We start from the raw sequence: 26,048 nt of genomic DNA on the forward strand, positions 1-26,048 counted from the left end.
GGAAACAACAATGGACAACAGACAATATATCCGCATCCGCGGAGCAAATGAGCATAATCTGAAAAACATCAGCCTGGATATTCCAAGGAATGAACTGGTTGTACTGACGGGCCTGAGTGGTTCCGGGAAATCCTCTTTGGCGTTTGACACGATTTATGCAGAGGGGCAGAGACGTTACATGGAATCACTGTCCTCCTACGCAAGACAGTTTCTGGGACAGATGGAAAAGCCGAATGTAGAGAGTATTGAGGGACTTTCCCCGGCAATTTCCATTGATCAGAAATCTACGAACCGGAACCCACGTTCTACTGTAGGAACGGTAACAGAGATCTATGATTATTTTCGTCTCCTGTATGCGAGAATCGGGATTCCACACTGCCCAAACTGCGGTAAGGAGATCAAAAAGCAAACGGTGGATCAGATGACAGATCAGATTATGGAACTGCCGGAGCGGACAAAAATCCAGCTTCTGGCGCCGGTCGTGAGAGGACGGAAAGGAACCCATGCCAAGCTTTTGGAGAAGGCGAAGAAGAGCGGGTATGTCCGGGTGAGGATCGATGGAAACATGTACGAGCTGACAGAGGAGATCCGCCTGGAAAAGAATATCAAGCATAATATTGAGATTGTGGTGGACCGGCTTGTGGTAAAACCGGGGATTGAAAAGCGTCTGACCGACTCCATCGAGACGACTCTGAATCTGGCGGAGGGATTGATGACTGTGGACGTGATTGACGGAGAACCGATCAATTTCAGCCAGAGCTTTTCCTGTCCGGACTGTGGGATCAGTATTGATGAGATAGAGCCGAGAAGTTTTTCGTTTAACAATCCGTTTGGCGCCTGCCCGGAATGTTTTGGACTAGGATATAAGATGGAGTTTGACGAGGATCTGATGATCCCGGATAAATCTCTGAGTATCAATCAGGGAGCGATCGCGGCGCTTGGATGGCAGTCCTGTATGGATCCATCCAGTTTTACAAATGCCATTTTGCGCGCTCTTTGCGAGGAATACAAGTTTGATCTGGATACTCCGTTTGAAGAGTATCCGAAAAAGATCCATGACGTTCTGATCTATGGAACGAATGGAAAGGAAATCAAGGTATATTACAAAGGACAGCGGGGCGAGGGCGTCTACGACGTGGCCTTTGAAGGGCTGATCAAAAATGTAGAGCGGCGTTACCGGGAAACCGGGTCCGACGCGATGAAGGCAGAGTACGAAACTTTCATGCGAATTACACCGTGTCATGCCTGCAAAGGGCAGCGCCTGAAAAGGGAAGCGCTGGCTGTGACTATCGGCGGCAAAAATATTTATGAAGTAACAGCTATGTCTATTGAAAATCTTCAGGAATTTTTAAATGGGCTGGAACTGACCGAGGTACAGAAGATGATCGGAGGACAGATTCTAAAGGAAATCCGTTCCCGCATCGGGTTTTTAATCGATGTTGGTCTCGAGTACCTGACTCTTTCACGGGCGGCAGGCAGCCTGTCCGGCGGGGAAGCACAGAGAATTCGTCTGGCGACTCAGATCGGTTCCGGTCTGGTTGGTGTAGCCTATATTCTGGATGAACCGAGCATTGGACTGCACCAGAGGGACAATGACAAGCTGCTTGCCACTTTGAAGCATCTGCGGGATCTGGGAAATTCTTTGATTGTCGTGGAGCATGACGAGGATACCATGCTTGCTGCGGATTATATTGTGGATATTGGTCCGGGAGCCGGGGAGCATGGCGGAGAAGTCGTTGCTACGGGGAATGCTCAGGAGATTATGAATACGCCTGGTTCTGTTACCGGAGATTACTTAAGCGGAAGAATCCGAATTCCGGTGCCGGAAAAGAGGGCGGTGCCGACCGGATTTCTAAAGATTGTCGGGGCAAAGGAAAATAATCTGAAGAATATCAATGTAGAGATTCCGCTTGGCGTGATGACCTGTGTGACAGGTGTATCAGGTTCAGGGAAAAGTTCACTGATCAACGAGATTTTATATAAGAAACTTGCGAAAGTATTGAATCATGCCAGGACTATTCCGGGAAAACACAGGGAGATTCAGGGCCTGGAAAATCTTGACAAGGTTATCGATATTGACCAGTCGCCGATCGGGCGGACGCCACGATCCAACCCGGCGACATACACGGGTGTTTTTGATCTGATCCGGGATCTGTTTGCGGCAACGCCGGACGCAAAGGCGAAGGGATACAAGAAAGGCCGGTTTAGCTTCAATGTCAAAGGCGGCCGGTGTGAGGCGTGCAGTGGGGATGGAATTTTAAAGATTGAGATGCATTTCCTCCCGGACGTCTATGTGCCGTGTGAAGTTTGCCATGGAAAGAGGTACAACCGGGAGACATTGGAGGTAAAATATAAAGGAAAGAGTATTTTCGACGTGCTGAATATGACTGTGGAAGAGGCGCTGACCTTTTTTGAAAACGTGCCGAGTATCAGACGAAAGATGGAGACACTTTACGATGTGGGGCTCTCCTATATCCGCCTGGGACAGCCTTCGACAACGCTGTCCGGTGGGGAGGCACAGCGAATCAAGCTGGCAGCAGAGCTGAGCAAGCGCAGTACCGGGAAGACTGTCTACATTCTGGATGAGCCGACGACGGGACTTCATTTTGCGGATGTCCATAAGCTGACCGAGATTCTCAGAAGACTGGCGGCGGACGGCAATACAGTCATTGTCATTGAACACAATCTGGATGTCATTAAAACAGCGGATTATATTATCGATATGGGACCGGAAGGCGGAGACAAAGGCGGAACTGTTATTGCGAAAGGGACGCCGGAGGAGATTGTAAAATGTCCACAATCCCATACAGGGCGATATCTCGCGCCATTCCTTAAAGAATGAATATGTAACAGTTCAGCCACACAGCTCGGATTAGCCGCTATGCGGCTTTAAACGCCACTTGCGTGGCTAAATCCTCGCTGATGGCAGAACGCCATATACAAAGTACACAAAAAATCTTCGTTTTCAAACAAGTTGAAACTCAGATTTTTGTGACTTTGTGTATGGCTGAACTGTTACGAAATTTACAGATTATGAGAAAAAACTCTTTCCATTTCCAGGAAGATTGATTATAATAACAAATGTATGCGTAGAACCAGAGGTTTATGCGTTCTGACATACGAAAGAGGAAGTATAATAGACCAAAGAGGAGCGAATATAGATGGATTTGCGAAAGGGGTTTAGTTCATGGCGGTAGTAGATATTGGGATTGACCTTGGGACAGCGAGTGTCCTGGTATATGTGAAAGGAAAGGGTGTCGTACTCAAAGAGCCGTCCGTTGTAGCGTTCGACAGAGATACGAGCGAGATTCGTGCGATCGGGGAAGAAGCAAGACTGATGCTTGGCAGGACGCCGGGGAATATTGTAGCGGTGCGTCCGTTAAGGCAGGGCGTTATTTCTGATTACACAGTTACGGAAAAGATGATCAAGTATTTCGTGCAGAAGTCGCTTGGAAAACGTACGTTTAAGCGGCCACGCATCAGTGTCTGTGTTCCAAGCGGTGTGACGGAAGTGGAGAAAAAGGCAGTAGAGGAGGCGACTTTTGCGGCGGGAGCCAGAGAGGTGCATCTGATCGAGGAGCCGGTTGCCGCGGCGATCGGGGCTGGCATCGATATTTCCAAAGCATGTGGAAATATGATTGTTGACATCGGAGGCGGTACATCAGACATTGCGGTTATCTCTCTTGGCGGCACAGTTGTTAATACATCGCTGAAAGTCGCGGGAGATGATTTTGATGAAGCGATTGTGCGGTACATGAGAAAGAAGCACAATCTTCTGATCGGTGAGCGTACTGCGGAAGATATCAAGATACGGATTGGTACGACGTATCCGCTTGTGGAGGATGAGACGATCGAGGTACGGGGACGAAATCTTGTGACAGGTCTTCCGAAGACCGTGACAGTTTCTTCTTCTGAAACGGAGGAAGCACTGCGTGAGCCGACAAGCCAGATTGTAGAGGCTGTGATCGGAGTGCTGGAGAGAACACCGCCGGAGCTTTCAGCGGATATCCTGGACAGAGGGATCGTCCTGACGGGCGGCGGAGCTCTGCTTCGTGGGCTTGAGGAGCTGATTGAAGAGCGGACAGGAATTCATACAATGACTGCGGAAGATCCAATGCAGGTCGTTGCCATCGGCACCGGACAGTTTGTCGAATTTATGAGTGAGAACAAAAAGTTTCATGTATAGAAGTCACAACAAAGGGACTGCTGCGGGAGAAGAGTACGAGTTTCGCGGCAGTCCTGTTCTATTCTGAAAAAAGGCCGCAAACGGCAGTCTGAAGCAGCCCGACGGCGGGTGACAGCGAGCTGAAGAACGGCAGATGGAGGCACGGTTTGGAAAAGATTACAGGATATATCGACCATATCATCTTTCGGAATGAGGATAATGGATATACGGTATTTCAATTAAATAATGAAGAAGGAGAACTGACTTGTGTCGGGAAGTTTTCCTATATCGGCGAGGGTGAGTTTTTGGAACTGGAAGGAGAATACACCATGCATCCGTCCTATGGGATGCAGCTTCAGGTGACAAATCACAGGATCAAGGAGCCGGAGGACAGGGAATCCATTGAGAGATACCTAGGTTCCGGAGCAGTCAAAGGAATCGGGCCCGCGCTTGCAGGGAAAATCGTCGCCAAATTCGGGGAAGATACGTTTCGCATTATGGAAGAAGAGCCGGAGCGGCTGGCGGAGATCAAAGGTATCAGTGAGAGAAAGGCAAGAGAGATCTGTGTGCAGGTGGAGGAGAAAAAAGACCTCAGACAGGCCATGATATACTTGCAAAAATACGGAATTTCCATTCATCTGGCGGTTAAGATTTACCAGAAATACGGACTTGGCACCTACAGTGTTCTGGAGGAGAATCCGTACAAGCTCGCGGACGACATTGAGGGCGTCGGCTTTCGGACAGCGGATGAGATAGCCTCGCGGATCGGGATTCACACTGATTCGGATTTCCGTATTCAGAGTGGCATCTTTTACACGTTGCTCCAAAGTGTGCAGGAGGGACATGTATACTTGGAAGAGAATGTACTGTCAGAGAGAGCGGCGCAGCTTTTGGAGGTGGAGCTGAAAGATATTGAGAAATATCTGATGGATCTTGCGATGACCAAAAAGGTGGTTCTGAAGCAGGATGGGGAAAAGGTGCGTGTCTATCCGGCCCAATATTACTATATGGAAATGAACACGGCCCGGATGTTAAAGGAGCTGAATATAAACTATGACGAACCAGATGATCTGATCCGCAGAAGGATTGACAAGCTGGAGGAAGAGACAGAATCTACATTGGATGAACAGCAGAAAAGAGCAGTGGCGGAGGCGGTAAAGCATGGGATATTCATCTTGACCGGAGGACCTGGTACAGGAAAGACAACGACCATCAATGCGATGATCCGTTATTTTCTAAGTGAGGGAATGGATATCCGTCTGGCGGCTCCTACCGGGCGTGCGGCAAAGCGGATGACAGAGACGACGGGTTATGAAGCGCAGACGATTCATCGGCTTTTAGAAGTAAGCGGCAGTCCGGAGGAGAGCAGCAAAGGTGGATTTGGAAGAAATCAGGACAATCCGCTGGAGACGGATGTGGTGATTATTGATGAGATGTCCATGGTGGATCTTGCATTGATGCACGCACTGTTGTCCTCGGTGGTTCCGGGGACGAGAGTGATCTTTGTGGGCGACCGCAACCAGCTCCCGTCGGTGGGACCGGGGAAGGTCCTTCAGGATCTGATTGAGTCCCATGCATTTCCGGTGATGATGCTGACCCGGATTTTCCGGCAGGCACAGGAAAGTGATATCGTCGTCAATGCTCACCGGATCAATGCGGGGGAAGAAGTGCGTCTGGATAATAAGAGCAGGGATTTCTTTTTCCTGAAACGCCAGGATGCGGACGTCATTATCAGTGTGATTCTGACTCTGATCCAGAAAAAACTGCCCCGCTATGTAAAGGCGAAGATGACAGATATTCAGGTGCTTGCTCCAATGAAGAAAGGACTGCTTGGAGTGGAGCGGCTGAACCGGATTTTACAACAGTATTTAAACCCGCCTTCTGTCAAAAAGCAGGAGAAGGAATATGGGGAAAGACTGTTCCGTGTCGGAGATAAGGTCATGCAGACGAAAAATAATTATCAGCTTGAGTGGGAGATCGCAACGAAATACGGTCTGGTTGTGGACAAGGGCGTCGGAGTTTTTAATGGAGATATTGGTATCGTGACGGCAATCCATACATATGATGAGACTGTGGAAGTAGAGTTTGACGAAAAAAGAAAGGTAAAATATCCGTTTAAGATGCTCGATGAACTGGAGCTTGCTTATGCGATAACCATCCATAAATCACAGGGAAGCGAGTATCCGGCAGTCGTCATCCCGCTGCTTGCGGGACCGAGACAGCTTTATTGTCGAAATTTGCTGTATACAGCGGTTACAAGAGCGAAAAAATGTGTTACACTGGTAGGAAACGAAACTGTTTTTCGTGAGATGATTCAAAATGTGGATGAGCAGAAGCGGAATACGTCGCTTGCAGAGCGGATTCAGGAGATTTTGTAGGGAGACAAATCATCTGATCGGGGGAAGAATCAGAAGAAACACAAATGAATATCATTGGGAAACTGTTATACCCAGACGTATGTCCTTTCTGTGGAAAGGCGTACACAAAGGGGAGTTGCGAAGACTGTAAGAAAAATCTTTTTTGGGCGAGGGAGCCGGCCTGCAAAAAATGCGGAAAGCCACTCCGGGATGAGAGGACGGAGTTCTGTAAAGACTGCAAAGAGAGGGTGGAAACGGGAATGTGTTACTATGACCGTGGACGGAGTCTCTGGGTTCATCGCCCGCCGGTGAGCGGATCCGTCTACCAGTTTAAGTTTCACAACCGCAGAGTGTATGCCAGGTACTATGCCGGGGTGATGAAAGAGCAGTTTGATAGATTGATCCGGAAATGGAACGTACAGGCGATTGTGCCAGTTCCTATGGATCATAAGAAAAGGCGCAGGAGAGGCTACAACCAGGCAGAAGTTCTGGCCAGGGAGCTTGGAAGGATAACGGGAATCCCGGTGGAGAGAAAGCTGCTTCATAAGAGAAAATCCAGGGCAGCGCAGAAGACATTGGACCGCCGTGGAAGAGCACATAATCTTGAGGGGAGTTTCTGGGTTGAACGTCAAACCATAGCTCTGGAAAGGATACTTTTGATTGACGATATTTATACGACCGGGAATACCGTGAATGAAGCGGCCAAAATACTGAAAAAGTCGGGGGTGCGGCAAGTTTTCTTTTTAACGATAAGTATTGGACAAGATATTTGATTTTTGATATACTGAACATAGTTTTTCTGATGACAGGAAGGTGGAATATGGTTAACGAAGAAAAAGTAAAGTTGATGAATAAGATGGCACTTTATGAAGAAAAGTATGGAAAAGAGGATTTCAAGATCGCTTCTTACTATAAAAAGGATTATGTCAGCTATCAGACGATTTTTACCGTTATCTGGGTCACGATTGGTTATGTGGTTCTGTTTGGAGTATTTGCGGCGGCATTTGTGGAGACCTTTCTGAGCAACGTAGGTCTGTTTGCGATTGTTCTGTTTGTACTTGCGGCCGTTGCGTTATATCTGATTCTTGTTGTTTCTTATGGACTGTTTGCGTCCGGATTTTATCAGAAGAAACATATCAGAGCAAAGGGAAGAGTAAAACGCTATATCCGTATGCTGACGCAGCTGGATAAATTCTACAGCAAAGAAAGGAAGAAAAAGAATGAGTAATTTATTTGTCCTGAAGGAGCAGCTGCAGGCTTTCTATGCGAGGTACTCAAAAGAAGTGGATAAGATCGTGCATTTTCTTCTCGCGTTTATAGTATTTTATCTGATCAATTCGAAGATCGGTTACATGGAAGCAGTTTCAAATCCGATTGTTGCCCTGATCCTGGCGTTGATCTGTGCGTTTTTGCCGGGAACACTGACAGTCCTGGCGGCGGCTGTCCTGATTCTGATTCATATTTTTGCCCTGTCCATGGGAGTGATGGCAGTAACGGCAGCACTTTTTGCGATTATGTTCATTTTTTATTTCCGATTTACTCCGGAGACGTCCATGATCGTGCTGCTCGTTATGGTAGCGTATCTTTTTAAGATTCCCTTTGCTGTCCCGATTTCCTTTGCGCTTATGGGGACGCCAAGCTGTATCATTCCGATTATTTTTGGTACGATGATTTACTCCATGATCAGCTATCTGGAGACATCGGCTACAGCAGTGACCGGTGCCAGCGGAATGGCAGGGGAGATCTCTCTGTTTGCGTCCCGGATTCTGCAGAATAAGGAAATGTGGATCTACATCGCATCGTTTGTTGTAGCGGTACTGGTTGTCTATACACTGAGAAAGAGTGAGTTTGATCAGTCCTGGAAGATCGCTGTGGCATCAGGGGCTGTGGCGGACATCATTGTGATTGTGGCAGGAAGTATTGTTTTTTCTACTCCGATCGACTATGTGACGCTGATTTTTGGAAACATGATTTCCGTCGCACTGGCGCTGATTTTAGAGTTTTTCATTTTTTCTGTCGATTATTCTAAAGCGGAGAAGTTCCAGTATGAGGATGATGAGTACTATTACTATGTAAAGGCGATTCCGAAAGTATCCGTGGCAGTTCCGGAAAAGCGCGTGAAAAAGATCAGCAGGCGGAAGACGGATCTGAGAAAGCATGAAAGTAAATCGAAAGAGCATCCGATGAAGGAATCACCGGAAGCTTCGCCGGCTCCGGCAGAAAAACCGGCAGAAAAGTCCTACATACCGGGAATGACGGAGGAGATGCTCCTGGCAAAGCAGCTCCAGGAAGAGATGGATCTGGAAAAGATTCTGAAAAATGAGCTGGATGATAAAGAAGATAAGTAAAAATACAGACAAAGAAGAAAAATCAAAGGGGAAAAACATGGGTGAGTATAAGAGGATGGGAGGTGACAGGAGTGAACAACCGGTTTTTTGAGGCGCTGAGGGGCTATTTTCCGGACTGGTATCTTCCGGATGTTTATTGGACAGATATCGTTGAGATTGTGATTGTGGCGTTTCTGATTTATCAGCTTATGGTCTGGATTAAGAACACGAAGGCGTGGATGCTGTTAAAAGGAATTCTGGTGCTGGCCGTGTTTATTCTTGTTGCGGCCATACTGAGAATGAATACGATTTTATGGATTGCAAGGAACAGTGTGTCGATCCTTGCGATAGCGGCGATTGTGGTGTTTCAGCCGGAGCTTCGGCGGGCGCTGGAAAAGCTTGGGGAAAAGCGGTTCCTTACAGCGATTGTGCCGCTTGATAAGGGGAAAGAAAATGAACGTTTCAGCAGCCGCACGATCGATTCGATCGTGGATGCATGTTTTGCTATGGGAAAAGTCAAGACCGGAGCACTGATTGTAGTAGAGCAGGCCATCCGTCTGACGGAATATGAAAGTACCGGTATCTATCTGGACTGTATCGTATCTTCCCAGGTTTTGATCAATATTTTTGAACACAACACTCCGTTGCATGACGGTGCGATTATCGTAAGAGGGAACCGGATTGTGTCTGCGACCTGTTACCTGCCGCTCTCGGATAATATGGAGATCAGCAAGGAACTTGGAACAAGGCACCGGGCAGCTCTCGGTATGAGTGAAGTCAGCGACGCACTTGTTATTGCGGTCTCCGAGGAAACCGGTTATGTCTCTGTAGCACAGGGCGGACAGCTCGTGCGGAACGTGACGCCGGAATACTTGAAGGAGAGTCTGATTCGGATTCAGACGAAAAATACGGAGAAAAAGATAGCGAGACTGTGGAAAGGAAGGCGGAAACATGAAAGAGAAACTGACTAACAACCTTGCTTTGAAGCTGTTGTCGCTTGCCCTTGCCGCATTCCTGTGGATGGTGGTCGTGAATCTTGACGATCCGGTCACATCTGTACAGTTTTCTAATGTACCAGTTGAGATTCTGCATCCGGAAGTTGTGACAAGCAAAGGAAAAACCTACCAGATCGAGGATGAGACTGATACTGTCCGGGTGACGGTGCGTGCGAAGCGATCCGTTCTTCATAGTCTGAGGGTTCATGATATCAAAGCTTATGCGGATATGAAAGAGATGTCCCTTGGTTCCCAGATTCCTATCGAGGTATCGATCCCGGGAGTTGAATATTCAGAAGCATACTCAAATCCTAGGAATCTTCAGGTTACAATCGAAGATGAAGCGCAGAATACGTACCCGATTACACCGACGACAACAGGAAGTGTACGGGACGGATATGTGCTCGGAGAGATCAAGGCGGATCCGGAAAAAGTACGTGTGAACGGTCCGAAGTCCATTATCGAACGGATCGACAAGGTCGTGGCGGAGGTTGATGTGACCGGACTCGCGTCGGATACCGTGTTGCAGTCCAAGCTTGTATTCTATGACGCGGATGGAAAAGCGATTGATAATACTTTGTTGACGCTTCAGGACCTGAAGGATGAAAATGATGTCAGAGTACAGGTGGAAGTAAGGAATACAAGAAGACTTCAACTTGATTTTGATACATCGTATATTACGGCAGCGGACGGTTACCTGTTTACCGGAATTGAGACAGAGCCAAAAGAGGTTCAGGTATCAGGAAGCACAGATGTACTTGAGGATCTTGACAAAATCGAGATTCCGGCAAGTGCGTTGAATATCCGGGATCTGGACAGCAAGGAAGAGGTTGTGGTGGATATTACGCCATATCTTCCGGATGGAGTCGAATTGATCGACGAGAATGCGGGAGCTGTTGTGGTGACAATCGGAATCGAGGAGGAAGGCAGCCGGACGATCGAGATTCCAACCGGAGCCATTGTGGTGAACAACCTGCAGGACGGACTTCAGTATTCCTATGTATCCGGAAACAACCTGGAGATTAAGGTACAGGGAGATCAGGAGCTTTTGGATGCTTTGGAGCTGGATGAGGGCAGCTTGTCTATCAATCTGGTGACCTACAAAGAGCCGGGAGAATATGATGTCCCGGTAGAAGTAAAGCTTCCGGAAGGATGCTCCTTGGCGGAGAATGTTGTCATCAAGGTCAGACTGGAGCAGGTGGAAAATAAGGAAAGTGAATAACTGGAGGAGAGCGATATGGTTAGCCGGAAAGTCGTTATCAGCAATCCCACAGGACTGCATCTGAGACCGGCAGGGCTGTTCTGTAAAGCTGCGGCAGAGTTTTGCTGCAGTGTCAAATTCCGTACGGATAAGGGAATCAGCAGTGCAAAGAGTGTGCTCAGTGTTCTGGGAGCCTGCGTGAAATGTGGCGATGAAATGGAGATTATCTGCGATGGAGTGGATGAAGAGCAGGCACTTGAGACAATGGTAGCGCTTGTGGAAAGTGGATTGGGAGAATAGAAAAAAGAATGAGGAGTGTGAGATAACATGCTGAATTATCAGAGATACAAAAGAGTACCGGTTGTTCCGTATCCGGAACGTACCTGGCCGGACAAAGAGATTGAGAAAGCGCCGATCTGGTGCAGCGTGGATTTAAGAGATGGAAACCAGGCTTTAATTGAGCCAATGGTGGTGGAAGAGAAGATTGAGATGTTCCAGTTGCTCGTAAAATTGGGATTTAAGGAGATCGAAGTGGGGTTCCCATCAGCGTCCCAGATTGAATATGACTTCCTGAGAAAGCTTGTTGAGGATGATCTTATTCCGGATGATATGTGGATTCAGGTATTGGTACAGTGCAGGGAGCATCTTGTGGAGAGAACATTTGAAGCACTGAAAGGTGTGAAGAATGCGATTGTACATATTTACAACTCCACGTCCACACTCCAAAGAGAGGTTGTATTTAAGAAAGAAAAGGAAGAAATTAAGCAGATCGCCATTGACGGCACGAAGATGGTGAAAAAATACGCAAAAGATTTCGAGGGGAATTTAAGAATCGAGTATTCTCCGGAAAGCTTTACCGGAACTGAACTTGACTATGCCCTGGAGGTATGCGAGGCAGTTCAGAAGGAGTGGGGAGCGACAAAAGAAAATCCAATCATTATAAATCTTCCGGCAACGGTGGAGATGACGACGCCGAATGTATATGCGGATCAGATTGAATGGATGCACCGTCACTTCAGTGACCGCGAGAGTGTCATTTTAAGTATTCACCCACATAATGACAGAGGTACAGGCGTTGCGGCAACCGAGCTTGCACTTCTTGCGGGAGCGGATCGTGTGGAGGGAACTTTGTTTGGAAACGGGGAGAGAACCGGAAATCTGGATATTCTGACCGTTGCCTACAATATGTTTTCCCAGGGAATCAATCCGGAACTCAATATTGAAAATGTAACAGAGATCAAAGAAGTATACGAAAGATGCTGCAAGATGGATGTACCGATGCGCCATCCATATGCCGGTAAACTGGTATTTACCGCATTTTCCGGATCTCATCAGGATGCAATTAACAAAGGAATGAAGGCCATGCAGGAGAGAAGGCAGGAATGGTGGGAAGTACCATATCTTCCGATCGATCCATCCGATATCGGAAGAGAGTACGAGCCGATCGTCCGCATCAACAGCCAGTCCGGTAAGGGCGGCGTAGCCTTTGTAATGGACAGCGAGTTTGGATATAAGCTTCCGAAGCGGATGCATAAAGAGTTTGCCGACGTCATTCAAAAGATTGCGGAATCCCAGGGTGAAGTGGCTCCTGCAACGATGATGGAAGTATTTGAGAAAGAGTATCTCCGCAGGAAGGCACCATATGAATTCATCCGTGCAAAAGCAGAGGATGTGGCGGAAAATGAGACGGAGATCGAAGTGGTCTTCATGGCAGGTCAGGAATTAAAGAGTGCTAAGGCAGTAGGAAACGGACCTCTTGCCGCACTGAAAAAGCTGATGACAGAGGAATCTGGAATGGACTTTACTCTGATCGACTACTCACAGCACGCTCTTAGTCAGGGGTCTGAGGCAAAGGCGGCAGCCTACATCTGCCTGCGCGACAACCGCAGCGGAAAAGAGACCTATGGAGTTGGCGTCAGCGCCAATATTACACGGGCAGGTTTCCGGGCGTTTTTCAGCGCTGTGGACAGACTGATGGAAGAAAAGTAAGGGAAATCAACATAATAAAAGGAGACAGACGATGAGTAAAGCAGCTTTAGTGATTATGGCCGCAGGAATCGGCAGCAGATTTGGAGGAGGAATTAAGCAGTTGGAACCGGTCGGGCCAAATGGGGAAATTATTATGGATTATTCCATCCGGGATGCTGTGGAGGCAGGATTTGACAAAGTAATATTTGTCATCCGCAAAGATCTGGAAAAAGATTTTAAAGAAGTGATCGGAAACAGAATTGAAAAACAGATTCCAGTGGAGTACGCTTTTCAGGAGCTCGACGATATTCCGGAAACATTCCGGACGAAATTCCAGGAAAGAACAAAGCCGTGGGGCACGGGGCAGGCGATTTTGGCGTGCCGGGGCAAGGTGACAGAGCCTTTTCTCGTCATCAACGCGGATGATTTCTATGGCAAAGAAGCCTATGCGGAGGCATATCAGTATCTCAAAGAAAACAGAGAAAATACCGGGAAAGAACCAATCTGCATGGTGGGCTTTGTCCTGAAAAACACGCTTAGTGAAAACGGCGGAGTGACAAGAGGTGTCTGTGAGGTGGATGAAAATGGTATGCTCACCAACATCATTGAGACACACAATATTGTCAGAAATGGGGATCATGCCGAGGCAGAGGACGGAGCAAAACGGCTCGAACTTGAAGCTCCGGTTTCCATGAACATGTGGGGATTACAGCCGGAATTTCTGAATATTCTGGAAAAAGGTTTCCAGGAATTTCTGGAAAAAACAGATGCCAAGGATCTGAAAGCAGAGTATCTTCTGCCTACCATCATTGGCGGACTTCTTGCGGATGGACAGGCTGAAGTCACTGTGCTGCAGTCCAGGGATAAATGGTTTGGGGTGACATATAAAGAAGACAAAGAGAGTGTTGTCAATGCAATCAAAGAATTAATTGAGAGCGGAATTTACTAGAAAACGTTGATTATGTAAGAAAAGAGAGAAGATGAACATGGAAATTTTCCTGTTGCATGTTCTCTTTTTTTGTATTCATAAGACTCTTGGAAATTTTATATTGAGAAAAGAAAATGTTACATCACTTAATGGAGGAACAGGGGAATTCAGGGAAATTCCGGCGGAAATATTACGAAATTATTACAAGATAAGAAATTTTTAAGGTCTAATAACTTGCGGAAAGGATAGAAATCTTATATAATATAGAGAGTTTTAGACCAGCGAGGTGTTTTATGAAACGAGAACTGAAAAAATTTGAATCAACCATGTGGTTGTGTATCAAATTATTATTATATATTTTACTGATGGGCACCTTTATGTTCATTATGTCCAGAGAAAACAGGGCTTTGGGCGTTCTTTCCAGAACAATGGGTATCACATTTTCTACCTATTGTGTTGTGGGACTGTTGTTTTTGAATATTTACGGCAGATATGATGTGGGACGGAGAAAGAGTAAGCCAATCATCTATTCCCTTTCTTTGGCGGTTCTGTTTACAGATGTTGTGACATATATCCAGTTGATGATTATGAATACGATCACTCCGAGCATTTATGCTTTCCGGTTGGACAGCCTTGGATCACTGCTCCTGAGTTTTCTTGTTCAGGTTATGATTATCATCGTATTTGCCTACGGTGGAAACGGGCTGTTTTTTACGATTCATAAGCCGGAAAGCTGCTGTATCGTGACTTCGTCCCAGGAGAGCCTCGACAATATTGTCAGAGGAATTCTAAAGTATAAGAAACAGTACAAGATCGACTACATCATGGACTATAAAGACAAGAATCTGTTTGAGACAGTGGGAAAGGCAGATACTGTCTTCATCCATGATGTACCGTTGGATGTTAGAAGCCGGATTGTCCGTTTCTGCTATAAAAATAAGATTAATATTTACTTCAATCCGGAGATTGAAGATATTGTGGAGATGAGCGCAAAATACTATCTGCTCGATGATGTCTCTGTACTCAACGCCAATGTGAAAGCGTGGACAATGGAGCAGAGGGTAATGAAGAAACTTTTGGACATGTCTCTGGCTATTGTGCTTGGGATTCTGACGTCCCCCATCTGGATTGTAAGTGCTATCGCAATTAAAGCTTATGACGGCGGACATATCTTCTTTAAACAGAAACGTGCGACACTGAACGGACGTGTTTTTGAAGTATATAAATTTCGGACCATGAAAGAACATGTGGAGAACCATTCTGTAACGGATGATGATGACCGGATTACCAAACCAGGGAAGATTCTGCGGAAGATCCGAATGGACGAGCTTCCGCAGTTGATTAATATTTTAAAAGGAGATATGAGTTTCGTCGGCCCGAGACCGGAAATGCTTGAAAATGTCAGGGCTTATGAAGACCAGCTTCCGGAATTTCGCTACAGACTCCGGGTGAAAGCTGGCCTTACCGGATATGCCCAGATTTCCGGAAAATATAACACATCACCGAAAGACAAGCTGATGATGGATATGATCTATATTGAAGAGTTCAGTATCCTGAGAGATATCCAACTGATTTTCCAGACTGCGATTGTACTTTTGAAATCTGACAGTACAGAGGCTTTTCGGACGAACGAAACACGGAAATATATATTTAAAGAAGCACAAGAAACGAAAACGGAGGAACAGTAAAACATGAAAAAGTATGATTATGTGATCGTAGGAGGCGGATTGTTTGCGGGTACATTTGCGTACTTTGCAAAAAAAGCAGGAAAATCCTGTCTGGTTGTGGAAAAAAGGGAGACGCTCGGCGGCAATCTTTACTGTGAAGACGTGGAAGGAATCCATGTACACAAGTACGGCGCCCATATTTTTCATACGAGCAACAGAAAAGTATGGGATTTCGTGAATTCTCTTGTGGAGTTCAACCGTTACACAAACTCCCCGGTGGCAAATTATAAAGGGGAAATCTACAATATGCCGTTCAATATGAATACCTTCAGCAAAATGTGGGGGATTGCGACCCCGAAAGAGGCGGAGGAGATCATCAACCGGCAGAAGGCGGCTGTCAAAGGGGAACCGAAGAATCTGGAGGAACAGGCGATCAGTCTGGTGGGAGAAGATATTTACAAAAAACTTATCAAGGGATACACGGAAAAGCAGTGGGGACGTGACTGTAAAGATCTTCCGGCTTTTATCATCAAGCGCCTTCCGGTACGTTATACTTATGATAACAATTACTTTAATGATCTCTACCAGGGTATCCCAATCGGCGGATATAATGTGTTGATCGATGCACTGTTCGAAGGCTGCGATGTGGAGCTTGGCGTAGATTACAATGAAAATAAAGAAAAGTACAATGCGCTTGGAGGAAAAGTGCTCTATACCGGTATGCTGGACGCATATTTTGGATATCAGTTTGGCAAGCTGGAGTACAGAAGCCTGAGATTTGAGACAGAGGTGCTGGATGAACAGAATCATCAGGGGGTGGCGGTTGTCAATTATACGGACAGGGAGACGCCATATACCCGTGTAATTGAGCATAAGCACTTTGAATTTGGAACCCAGGAAAAGACAGTCATCACGAAAGAATATCCAACAGACTGGGAAGAGGGGATGGAGCCATATTACCCGGTCAACGATGAAAAGAACCAGGAATTATACCAGAAATACAGAACGTTAGCTGATGAGGAGCATCTCCTGATCGGCGGCAGGCTGGCAGAATATAAATACTACGATATGGACAAAGTGATTGAGTCCGCGTTCCAGCTTGTGGAAAAAGAATTGCAATAGGAGAATAAAAGTATGGAAGAGAATAAGATCAAAGTCAGCGTCATTATGCCTGTCTACAAGGTAGAAGAATATGTTGGAAAGGCGATTGAGAGTATTCAGGCTCAGACATTAAAGGACTGGGAATTTCTGATTGTCGATGACGGAACTCCGGATAAAAGCGGGGAGATCTGTGACGCGTATGCTGCGGAGGATGAAAGAATCCATGTGATCCATAAGGAAAACGGCGGCGCTCCAAGTGCAAGAAATACCGCGATCGAGATCGCGAAAGGAGAATACATGTATTTCATGGATTCCGACGACTGGGCGGAACCGACGATGCTGGAAGATATGTACAAGCTTGCAAAGCGGGACAACGCGCAGCTCGTGGTGGCAGGTTTCTTCATTGACACCTATTATGACAAGGAGCATTATGTGACAGACGATTACGTGGTGGAGGATGCTGTTTATCCGGACAAAGAATCGTTCCGGAGAAACGCATACAAACTATTTGACAAAAATCTACTCTATACACCTTGGAATAAGCTCTTTGAGTCCAGATATATTATGGAAAACAATCTGCGTTTCCCTGAGACATTCTGGGATGATTTCCCGTTCAATGTCAGCATTGTAAGAAATGTGGAACGAGTGACCGTGACCCATAAGCAGTACTACCACTTCCTGCGGGCACGCTCCGAGTCTGAGACTGCGGCTTATCGTCCGGGTATGTATGAAAAGCGGGAAGAAGAGCATGGCTGGATGATGGATCTTTACAAAGAGTGGCATGTTGGCGACGCAAAGAGTAAAGAGATGATTGCAAGGAGATATGTAGAGCGTTTCATCGGCTGTGTGGAAAATGTCACGAATCCGAAATGCGAAATGACAAACCAGGAAAAACGTGCCGAGATCAAAAAGATGCTGGCAAATCCGAGAGTAGGTAAGATGGTGAAAGTGGCAAGACCAAGATCTTTCTATATGAAAGTGATGCTTCTGCCGGTTCGTTGGAAGAGCACCTGGCTTACCTATCTGGAGGCAAAGGTGATTACCTTTGTAAAGACGAAAAACACGAAACTGTTTACCAAATTAAAGGCGGGAAGATAATGAGAGATCAGAGAATCAGAATTTTGAATATTGCCAATATGAATTCTGACAGTGGAGTGGCTTGCTTTCTGATGAATTACTTGCGAGCCATGGACATGAAAAAATTCCGCATGGATTTTGTGTGCTGGGACAAAAGAGAAGATAATTGCTATGCTGAAATTAAAAAAATGGGTGGGAGAGTTTTTCTTGTTACCAGCTATAAAAAAAATCCCATCCGTTTTTTGGCAGAGATCAGGAAAATTGTGAAACAGGGAGGATATGACATCATCCATGGACACGAGGCGATTATGAGTTTGCCTGCACTGTGGTATGGGAAAAAATACAAAGTACCGGTACGAATTGCGCATAGTCATAGTGTGGGAATGACGTCGCCTGTGAAAGAGCTGATTGCGTCTGTCAGCAGGCATGCGTTTGAAAGATATTGCACAGATGTGATGGCATGTTCCAAGATGGCAGGGGATTATCTGTTTGGTGATCAGGTATTTCAAGAAAGGGGACAGGTACTTCATAATGCGATTCGGACAGAAGAGTATGCTTTCCAAACCGAGGTAAGAGAAAGGCTGCGCCGGGAGCTGGGAGCAGATAAAGAGCTGGTAATTGGGCATGTGGGAAGATTTAATGAAAATAAGAATCATAAATTCCTTGTAGACGTCTTTGAAAAGGTATTGGAAAAGGAAAAAGATGCCCTGCTTCTTTTGATCGGAGAGGGCGAAACGATGGACGATGTGAAGAAGCAGGTCAGTGAAAAAGGAATGGAACGCCAGGTGCGATTTTTAGGAATCAAAAAGAATGTAAATGAATGGCTTCAGGCGATGGATGTGTTTGCCTTTCCTTCTTTTGCGGAAGGGCTCGGCATCGTATTGATTGAAGCGCAGGCGGCAGGACTGCCATGCTGTTGTACAGATACCATTCCGGGAGAAGCAAAATGTTCGGAAAATATGGTGTTTTTATCTTTGAATGAAAAAAAAGATGTGTGGGCAGAAACATTGCTCGATATGCGTGTTGAGGATCGGGCGGCAGGAACACAGAATGTCAGAAATGCAGGATATGATGTGCTTGAGGAAGCAAATAAGCTGGAGCGGTTTTATGTCGAAGCGAGTGCGAGGTAACAATGAAAAAGGTATTAGTTTATGGTATGACCAATCTTACCGGGGGAATTGAAAACTATATTTACAATCTTACCAAGGAGTTCCGAGGAGTATTTCAGTTTGATTTTCTCATCCACTTTGAATCTATGGCTTTTGAAAAAGAGATGAGGGAAAACGGATCTCAAATATTTTATATTCCGGGGAAAGGACAGGGTATCCTCACGCATTTGAGAGCGTTTTTCCATTTCTTGAGAAAACATCGGGAATATCGGGTGATTTATTTTAATGTCATGGATCCGATGGTATTTCCAACGGTGATGGCAGCGCGTCTTATGGGAAGAAAATGCGTGGTGCACAGTCATAATGGCGATATGATGAAAAGCAAAGTCCAGAAGATTTGCAGATTTTTTCTGAATCTAGCTGTAAATCAGCGAATGTCGTGTGCGCAATGCGCTTCGGAATATTTGTTTGGAAAAAGGAAAAGGAAACAAACTGTTGTCATACATAATAAAATTGATACGGAAAAGTACCTTTTTGATCAGGATGTCAGAGCGAGAAAACGAAGAGAGCTGGGAATAGAGGATCAGTTTGTGATTTGTCATGTTGGCCGGCTGACCCATCAAAAGAATCCTAAGGGAGTGATTGACATCCTGGCGGAAACCGTAAAAAAAGACAAAGACGTCATTTTGCTGTCTGTAGGTACCGGAGATATGAAAGAGGAAGTCAGGCAATATGCAAAAGCAAAGCATGTGACAGAGCGCATCCGATTTTTAGGTGTACGGCAGGATGTAAATGAGATTATGCAGGCATCAGACGTGTTTATTCTTCCATCATTTTATGAAGGACTTCCGATTGTAGGAATCGAGGCGCAGGCAAGTGGACTGCCGTGTCTCTTTTCGGACTGTGTGACAAGAGAAACCGATATTACGGGAAACTGCCAATTCCTTTCCTTAGATGATAAAGCACGCTGGGCGGATGAAATCATAAGATGTAGAGGAATGGAACGGAACAATCAGGGACAACAGGTAATGAAACAGGGGTATGACCTGAAACATCCGCTGGACAAAAATATCATAAGAAAATGCCTGGACAGTAAGAGGGAAAAATCATGCGGGAAATAACAGAATTAAAAGAGCTTCAAAAAATAGAACTGGAAATGCTGCAGGAAATCGACAAAATTTGCAGGCATTACCACATACGATATTACCTCGCTGGAGGTACGCTTCTTGGAGCGGTCAGACATCAGGGCTTTATTCCATGGGATGACGACATCGATATCGCTATGCCAAGGGAGGACTATGAACAGTTTATCAAAATCATGAGCCACAAAAAGCATCCCATCTATAAACTGCTTGCTATTGAATGTACCAAGGGATATCCATATACGTTTGCAAAAGTAGTGGATACCAGAACCAGGCTTGTGGAAGAAATCGGGAAAGACCTTCATCAGATGGGAGTATTTATCGATATTTTTCCGATTGACGGGATGGGAAATCAAAAAGAGAAAGCAATGCAGCGTTTGATGAAGATTATTCGTTTACGCAGCAGAATCTGGGAAGCAGCGCTGAAAAAAGATGAAATTAAAAATAAAGAGAGAAATCTGAAAAATCAAATGATTAAATCTGCCGCCAATGGACTGATAAAAATCATCGGTATTAAAAGATGTTATCATTATATGATGAAGTATGTGAAACAGGAAACGTTCCAGGATTCCAAATGGATCGCAAGCGCGGTTGGCGGCGCGGGTATCGAGCGCGAGTTGATTGAGAGAAAGTATTTTGACAATATGATTGAAATGGAATTTGAGGGAAAGCGATTTTATGCGCCTGAGGGATATGAGAAGTATCTGACAAATTTATATGGTGATTATATGCAGATGCCGCCCAAGGAAAAAAGAGTGGCGTCGCACAGAGGAAAAATATGGTGGAAGTAGAAAACAATATACCAGAAATCAGTATTATCATGCCGGTATATAATTCGGAAACATTTTTATATCTGGCTGTAGAAAGTGTAAAGAGGCAGACCATGAAAGAATGGGAGCTGCTTTTGATCGACGATGGTTCATCGGATGCGTCCGGGAGATTATGTGATGCCTATGCGAAAGAGGATGCAAGAATTCGTGTGTTTCATCAGGAAAACCAGGGAATTACGAAGACAAGAAACCGGGGAATCAAAGAAGCCAGGGGCGAATTCATTACTTTTATTGATAATGACGATGAACTTGTCGAAGATATTATGGAAAAATCCTGCTCGTATGCGAAAAAATATAGGGCAGATATTGTCAAGTTTGGATATCGTGTAGAAGAGGATTTCCCGAATGGAGCCAAAGAAGTCCGGGATAATTGTATAAAACAACAACTGATTATAACAAGAGAACAATGTGGAGAGGAATATCAGAATATCTACCGAAGTGGATATTTTAATATGATCTGGAATGGAATCTATCGCCGGACTCTGTTTGAGGATAAAAAGTTGATGTTTGATGAGTCTGTGATTATGGGATACGAAGATTGGATTTTTAACAATCAGATGTATCTGATACCGGAACGACAAGTGATTATGGATTATGTGGGATATATTCATTATCAGAGATATCAGCATAGTACTTCAAAGAAGTTTCATCCAAATCAGATCGAAGCAAATGTAAAGGCAGCGGAGGCAGAGTATCATCTCCTGCGTAGAATGAATCAGGAGTATGGGACTACGTTTACATGGGTATTAAGAGCAACGGATTATCTAATAGATATTCTCTTCCTTTTTGAAAGAAGAGGGTGTAATTATGGATATCGGGACAAGAAAAAGGCGTTAAAATGGGTACGCTCCCAAAAAGTGTTTCGGATATTTCATAAGAAAGAGCAGTTGGGAAATTTGCCGAAGCAAAGGAAATGGATGGCGGTTCTTTTTGACAGACAGTGGTATATGATACTTCTGATATTGGCGGATCTATATTATAAATTCATATTGTGGAAAAAATTGAGAAAATAAAAAAGGAGACATCTATGATTTTAGAATATTTAAAACATTTAAAAAGGAAATGGTATATTTTTCTTTTAGCGGTACTTGTGATAGGAGGAGCAGCCTATTTCGGACAGTCTTATTTATACGCAAAAGAAAAAGGCGGAGCCGGAAAATCTATCGAAGTAGATGTTTACCGTCTGTTAAATATTGACGTAGCTTCACTGGAAAGCACGAAGACAGGTGAAACGTTAGATTACGATATGAGTCTTTTGTGGACAAGAAGTACATTGTTGTCTGAGCTTGCGGATTCTTATACAGAAAACTATGATATGGAACAAGTCTGTCCCGGATGGGGAAATATGGCTCTGAAGTATCAGGTAGAATGGATCCAGGAACAATTCCAGCTTTACCATGTACCGAATTCCATGATCTATGAAGTGAGATTCTATAAAGTGATTGCGGAATCGAAACAGGAAGAAATCCAGCCTGTTATGGAAGAGATGATGAATGACTATATAGAGAAAGCAATGGAAAGTGTTTCTTTGGTAGAAAAGGATTTGAAATATGAAGTTGCCAAAGAGAAGACATATATCAGGAATCAGATCGTGGAGGCAGAGAATACTTTTAAAGTGAAAGAATTTGCTCTTGCCGGAGTTTTGGGAGTTTTAGGCGGATTATTTGTGATCACGATATTATTTGTAAGAAAGAAATAAAGCACAGGAGTCTTTATGATTTATATATTATTTTTTGGATTATGTTGTATGTTTGTTACAGCATATTTGATGAATCAAAAAGATATATTGTCTCCCTGGGTCATTACGATCGGGATGTTTCTGGTCAGTACATTTTTTGCGATTCTGAACATTGACACATGGCAGTTTACGCTGAGTCCGCTGACTGTTTTCGTGATCTTGACCGGAGTTTTTGCATTTGGCGTGGGAGAAATATTGATTTCAGCTGCTTTTGAAAAACATGCTGTTCCAAAAAGAAAGCAAAACAGAGGAATTTCAAGAATTGAAATTCCCCAAACGATAGTGATCGTAATTGTACTTGGTATGGTAGCAGGTTTGGCAGTTATGATCAAGCAGACATATGAAATTTCGCTGCTGGCAGGAAATACGAATGGTCTGGCTTCGATGTTGGAGTATGCAAGAAAAATGTATATTATTCCAGGATATACGATCGGAAAGGCAAGTATTCATATATCTCTGCTAGGAAAAGCATTTTCAGCGGTTTTTTTATATTTCTTTATCAATAATCTCCATGCAGGGAAGAACAGGCGGGACGTTCTTTATCTTTTCCCAGTTGTGTTATACTTATGTATGGCAGCCCTGGGCACAGGACGTACCTTTATGATCGAGTTTTTAGGAATGGTCATTATTTTTCATTTCCTGATTGAAAGAAAAAAGAATGGATGGAAGACCATTCATGTATGGAAAATTGTATTGATTGCGGCGGCAGCGCTTGGCGTTTTCTTTATTCTGTTTTTCCTGTTTGGATTTATTACAGGAAAAAGCCAGGGAGGAAAGTTGTTTGATATGGTTTCCGTTTATACAGGAATGTCAATACCATCTCTTGATTACTGGCTGAATAAAGCCAAGGATCTGTCGACGGTCTTTGGCGAAGAGACCTTGTATGGAGTAACCAGTGTCCTTAGAAAGCTGAATCTGGTTCATCTAAAGGAAACGGTGCGTCATTTGGAATTTGTGGATTTCGGAGATGCATCTGGAAATGTATACACATGCCTGCGCAGATACATCAATGATTACGGGTATGTTGGAATGTTATTTATGCAGGGAGCTGTAGGCGCATTTTATTCCTTGTTTTATAATAATATCAAAAAAGAGAATGGATTTGGAATTTTGCTGATCTTTTACGGGGTGCTGATGTATCCATTATTTATGCAGAGTATCGATGAACTGATCCTTTCTTCGTATTTATCGACGTCATATATGTATTTAGCAGTTTATATTTTGGTAATCTATTTTGTTCTTATGAGAGTCAGCAAAAAGAAAGTTGGAAAGTTGAATGAACTCTAAAATAAAAAATGTATTTCAAAACGTATCCTACTCTGTATTGGCGAATGGAATCAATACTCTTGTTTCCATGGTCCTGGTATTTATTGTACCGAAAGCTCTGGGGGTAAGAGAGTACTCATACTGGCAGCTATATACTTTTTATGTCACTTATACCGGCTTTTTTCATTTTGGGTGGGCAGATGGAATCTATCTGAAGTTTGGCGGAAAGAAATATGAAGAGTTAGATAAGACATATTTTAACAGACAATTTTGGCTGCTGACGTTTTTTGAAATCTTGATTGCCTTGGTAATCGGCGCAGTTGCATATTTCGGGGTAGATGATTCACAGAAGCAGATCGTTCTCATCCTGACAGGGACATGCTGTATTCTCCAGCTTCCACGGACATTGCTTCAGTATATTTTACAGATTACAGACCGAATCAAAGATTATGCCAAAAATTATATGTTGGAAAAAATCGTGTATGCAGTCTGTGTTTTGTCCATGCTCGCGCTGGGACAAAAGAATTTTGTGATTTTGATTTCAGCAGATTTATTTGCAAGGCTTGTCACTTTGGTACTTCTTTGTATTCAATGTAAAGATATGGTTTTTAGAAAACTATCTTGTGTAGGAATTGGAGTGAGGGAGTCCGGAGAAAATATAGCAATAGGCAGTAAATTGATGTTTGCCAATATTGCAGGGCTTTTAATTAATGGAATTGTAAGATTTGCCATAGAGAATCACTGGAATGTGGAAACATTCGGGAAAGTTTCCCTTACAATGACAATGTCGAATATGCTGATGGTCTTTATCAGTGCAGTCAGTGTTGTCATTTATCCGATGTTGAAACAGACACCGGAAGAACGGTTGGCTCAGATGTATAAAACGATTCGGATGATGCTGATGATACCGGTTCTTGGAATGTTATTAGTCTATTATCCGGCCAAGGTCTTGTTGAGCGGATGGCTTCCCCAGTATGCCGAGAGCTTAAAATATATGGCGCTCCTCTTCCCGATGTGTGTCTATGAAAGTAAAGTTTCTTTGTTAATCAATACCTATCTGAAAGCGCTCAGAAAAGAAAAGATGATGATGTATATTAATTGGGGAATCGTAGTGATTTCGTGTATCATTACAGGAGTCGTAGTATATGTACTGGACAATCTGACATTATCGATTGCTTCACTGACAGTCATCCTTGCGCTCAGATGCAATATCGCAGAGATTTATCTTATCAGAACCTTAAAAATATCATCAGGGAAGACCTTATTATTTGAAAACGGACTTGCTCTCATCTTCATTGTGTCGAGTTGGATGATTCAATCCTGGTTCTGCATGTTGATTTATGGAGCTGCGTATTTGGCTTATCTTTTTTATAACAAGGAGAATCTGAGACCATTGATAGAACAGATGCGGGATGGTGTTTTCAGAAAGATCAGGAGGAAATAGAATGAACATAGCAGTAATTTTTGCCGGAGGGATCGGAACACGCATGAACAGTAAGGCGCTTCCGAAGCAGTTTTTGAAGCTTTACGGGAAAGAGATCATTATTTATACGCTGGAACATTTTGAAAAGCATCCGGAAATCGACGCGATTGCGGTGGCGTGTGTGAAGGGATGGATCCCGTTTCTGAATGAATTGCTGGAAAAATACAGATTCAAGAAAGTGAAAAAGGTCGTTCCAGGTGGAACGACAGGGCAGGATTCCATTTATCAGGGGCTGAAAGCGGCAGAAGCTATTGCGCATGGAGAGAAAAGTATTGTTCTCGTACACGACGGCGTACGCCCGCTGATCAATGGAGAACTCATTACAAACTGTATCCAGGCTGTCAGGGATAAGGGGAGCGCGGTGACGACGGCTCCGGTGATTGAGACGATCATATGCTCGGGAGAAGAACGGAAAGTGGATGGAATCATAGACCGGTCAAAATGTCTGGTTGCACGGGCACCACAGTGTTTCTGGCTTTCAGAATTGCTGGAAAGTCACGAGAAAGCAAGAAAAGAGGGACGTTTGGATTATATTGATTCCGCATCGATTATGTCCCACTATGGCAAGGAGCTGTTTGTGGTGGACGGCCCGGTAGAGAATATCAAAATTACGACACCCATGGATTTCTATACATTCCGGGCTCTTTTTGAGGCACGGGAGAATTCGCAGCTTTTCGGAATCTGAAAAAACAGG

At 44.5% G+C, this 26,048-nt stretch carries 22 protein-coding genes; all 22 read left to right on the forward strand.

Translation table 11 applies throughout. From position 1 onward, the window contains the following. The first annotated feature begins 10 nt into the window (after positions 1-10). The 22 genes from uvrA to AOA56_RS10275 all read left to right on the forward strand — a co-directional run bounded on the left by uvrA (position 11) and on the right by AOA56_RS10275 (position 26,039). Complete coding sequence (uvrA, locus tag AOA56_RS10170) at positions 11-2,842, forward strand: excinuclease ABC subunit UvrA (protein ID WP_024732076.1); 2,832 nt, start codon at positions 11-13, stop codon at positions 2,840-2,842. 345 nt (positions 2,843-3,187) lie between these two features. Beyond that, a complete protein-coding gene (mreB, locus tag AOA56_RS10175) occupies positions 3,188-4,186 on the forward strand; it encodes a rod shape-determining protein (protein ID WP_024732077.1) in 999 nt (332 codons plus the stop codon). 146 nt (positions 4,187-4,332) lie between these two features. Further along, positions 4,333-6,543 carry an SF1B family DNA helicase RecD2 gene (recD2, locus tag AOA56_RS10180; protein ID WP_048621475.1) on the forward strand — a complete coding sequence of 737 codons (2,211 nt, stop codon included), beginning with the start codon at positions 4,333-4,335 and terminating at the stop codon, positions 6,541-6,543. Positions 6,544-6,587: 44 nt separating this feature from the next. Further along, positions 6,588-7,295, forward strand: a complete 708-nt coding sequence (locus AOA56_RS10185) for a ComF family protein (RefSeq protein ID WP_053769615.1) — start codon at positions 6,588-6,590, stop codon at positions 7,293-7,295. A 47-nt stretch (positions 7,296-7,342) separates the two neighbouring features. Further along, the gene (locus tag AOA56_RS10190; protein WP_053769616.1) at positions 7,343-7,750 is read left to right on the forward strand and encodes a hypothetical protein; all 408 of its coding nucleotides are present in this window, start codon (positions 7,343-7,345) and stop codon (positions 7,748-7,750) included. Continuing rightward, positions 7,743-8,870, forward strand: coding sequence for a hypothetical protein (locus AOA56_RS10195; protein WP_053769617.1), 1,128 nt, complete (start codon positions 7,743-7,745; stop codon positions 8,868-8,870). The genes AOA56_RS10190 and AOA56_RS10195 overlap by 8 nt, the downstream gene beginning before the upstream one ends. A 71-nt stretch (positions 8,871-8,941) precedes the next feature. Next, entirely contained in the window at positions 8,942-9,820 is an 879-nt protein-coding gene (gene cdaA / locus AOA56_RS10200) for a diadenylate cyclase CdaA (RefSeq protein WP_048622222.1), read from the forward strand. After that, complete coding sequence (locus AOA56_RS10205; protein WP_024732083.1) at positions 9,801-11,066, forward strand: CdaR family protein; 1,266 nt, start codon at positions 9,801-9,803, stop codon at positions 11,064-11,066. Before cdaA ends, AOA56_RS10205 begins: the two co-directional genes overlap by 20 nt. Positions 11,067-11,081: 15 nt before the next feature. Then, positions 11,082-11,345, forward strand: a complete 264-nt coding sequence (locus tag AOA56_RS10210; RefSeq protein ID WP_024732084.1) for an HPr family phosphocarrier protein — start codon at positions 11,082-11,084, stop codon at positions 11,343-11,345. Positions 11,346-11,372: 27 nt separating this feature from the next. Then, entirely contained in the window at positions 11,373-13,034 is a 1,662-nt protein-coding gene (gene leuA / locus AOA56_RS10215) for a 2-isopropylmalate synthase (RefSeq protein ID WP_024732085.1), read from the forward strand. 31 nt (positions 13,035-13,065) lie between these two features. Beyond that, positions 13,066-13,962, forward strand: coding sequence for a nucleotidyltransferase family protein (locus tag AOA56_RS10220; RefSeq protein ID WP_024732086.1), 897 nt, complete (start codon positions 13,066-13,068; stop codon positions 13,960-13,962). 272 nt (positions 13,963-14,234) lie between these two features. After that, on the forward strand, positions 14,235-15,629 hold the full coding sequence (locus AOA56_RS10225) for a sugar transferase (RefSeq protein ID WP_053769618.1): 1,395 nt from the start codon (positions 14,235-14,237) through the stop codon (positions 15,627-15,629). Positions 15,630-15,632: 3 nt separating this feature from the next. Further along, positions 15,633-16,730 carry a UDP-galactopyranose mutase gene (gene glf, locus AOA56_RS10230; protein ID WP_048621481.1) on the forward strand — a complete coding sequence of 366 codons (1,098 nt, stop codon included), beginning with the start codon at positions 15,633-15,635 and terminating at the stop codon, positions 16,728-16,730. A gap of 12 nt (positions 16,731-16,742) precedes the next feature. After that, positions 16,743-17,807 (forward strand): glycosyltransferase family 2 protein, encoded by a 1,065-nt coding sequence (locus AOA56_RS10235; RefSeq protein ID WP_024732087.1) that lies wholly within the window; start codon positions 16,743-16,745, stop codon positions 17,805-17,807. Further along, the gene (locus tag AOA56_RS10240; RefSeq protein ID WP_048621482.1) at positions 17,807-18,916 is read left to right on the forward strand and encodes a glycosyltransferase family 1 protein; all 1,110 of its coding nucleotides are present in this window, start codon (positions 17,807-17,809) and stop codon (positions 18,914-18,916) included. The genes AOA56_RS10235 and AOA56_RS10240 overlap by 1 nt, the downstream gene beginning before the upstream one ends. 2 nt (positions 18,917-18,918) lie before the next feature. Continuing rightward, positions 18,919-20,016 (forward strand): glycosyltransferase, encoded by a 1,098-nt coding sequence (locus AOA56_RS10245; protein ID WP_053769619.1) that lies wholly within the window; start codon positions 18,919-18,921, stop codon positions 20,014-20,016. After that, on the forward strand, positions 20,004-20,828 hold the full coding sequence (locus tag AOA56_RS10250; RefSeq protein ID WP_048621484.1) for a LicD family protein: 825 nt from the start codon (positions 20,004-20,006) through the stop codon (positions 20,826-20,828). Before AOA56_RS10245 ends, AOA56_RS10250 begins: the two co-directional genes overlap by 13 nt. Next, positions 20,816-21,880, forward strand: coding sequence for a glycosyltransferase family 2 protein (locus AOA56_RS10255; RefSeq protein WP_024732092.1), 1,065 nt, complete (start codon positions 20,816-20,818; stop codon positions 21,878-21,880). Before AOA56_RS10250 ends, AOA56_RS10255 begins: the two co-directional genes overlap by 13 nt. A 14-nt stretch (positions 21,881-21,894) precedes the next feature. Beyond that, positions 21,895-22,566: a hypothetical protein gene (locus tag AOA56_RS10260; protein ID WP_053769620.1), complete on the forward strand. Its 672-nt coding sequence runs from the start codon at positions 21,895-21,897 to the stop codon at positions 22,564-22,566. Positions 22,567-22,581: 15 nt separating this feature from the next. After that, positions 22,582-23,892 carry an O-antigen polymerase gene (locus tag AOA56_RS10265; RefSeq protein WP_024732094.1) on the forward strand — a complete coding sequence of 437 codons (1,311 nt, stop codon included), beginning with the start codon at positions 22,582-22,584 and terminating at the stop codon, positions 23,890-23,892. Next, positions 23,882-25,315 carry an MATE family efflux transporter gene (locus AOA56_RS10270; RefSeq protein ID WP_024732095.1) on the forward strand — a complete coding sequence of 478 codons (1,434 nt, stop codon included), beginning with the start codon at positions 23,882-23,884 and terminating at the stop codon, positions 25,313-25,315. The genes AOA56_RS10265 and AOA56_RS10270 overlap by 11 nt, the downstream gene beginning before the upstream one ends. A 1-nt stretch (position 25,316) precedes the next feature. Further along, a complete protein-coding gene (locus AOA56_RS10275) occupies positions 25,317-26,039 on the forward strand; it encodes an IspD/TarI family cytidylyltransferase (protein ID WP_053769621.1) in 723 nt (240 codons plus the stop codon). Positions 26,040-26,048 lie beyond the last annotated feature (9 nt).

Source organism: Sellimonas intestinalis (genome assembly GCF_001280875.1).
Classification (GTDB): domain Bacteria; phylum Bacillota; class Clostridia; order Lachnospirales; family Lachnospiraceae; genus Sellimonas; species Sellimonas intestinalis.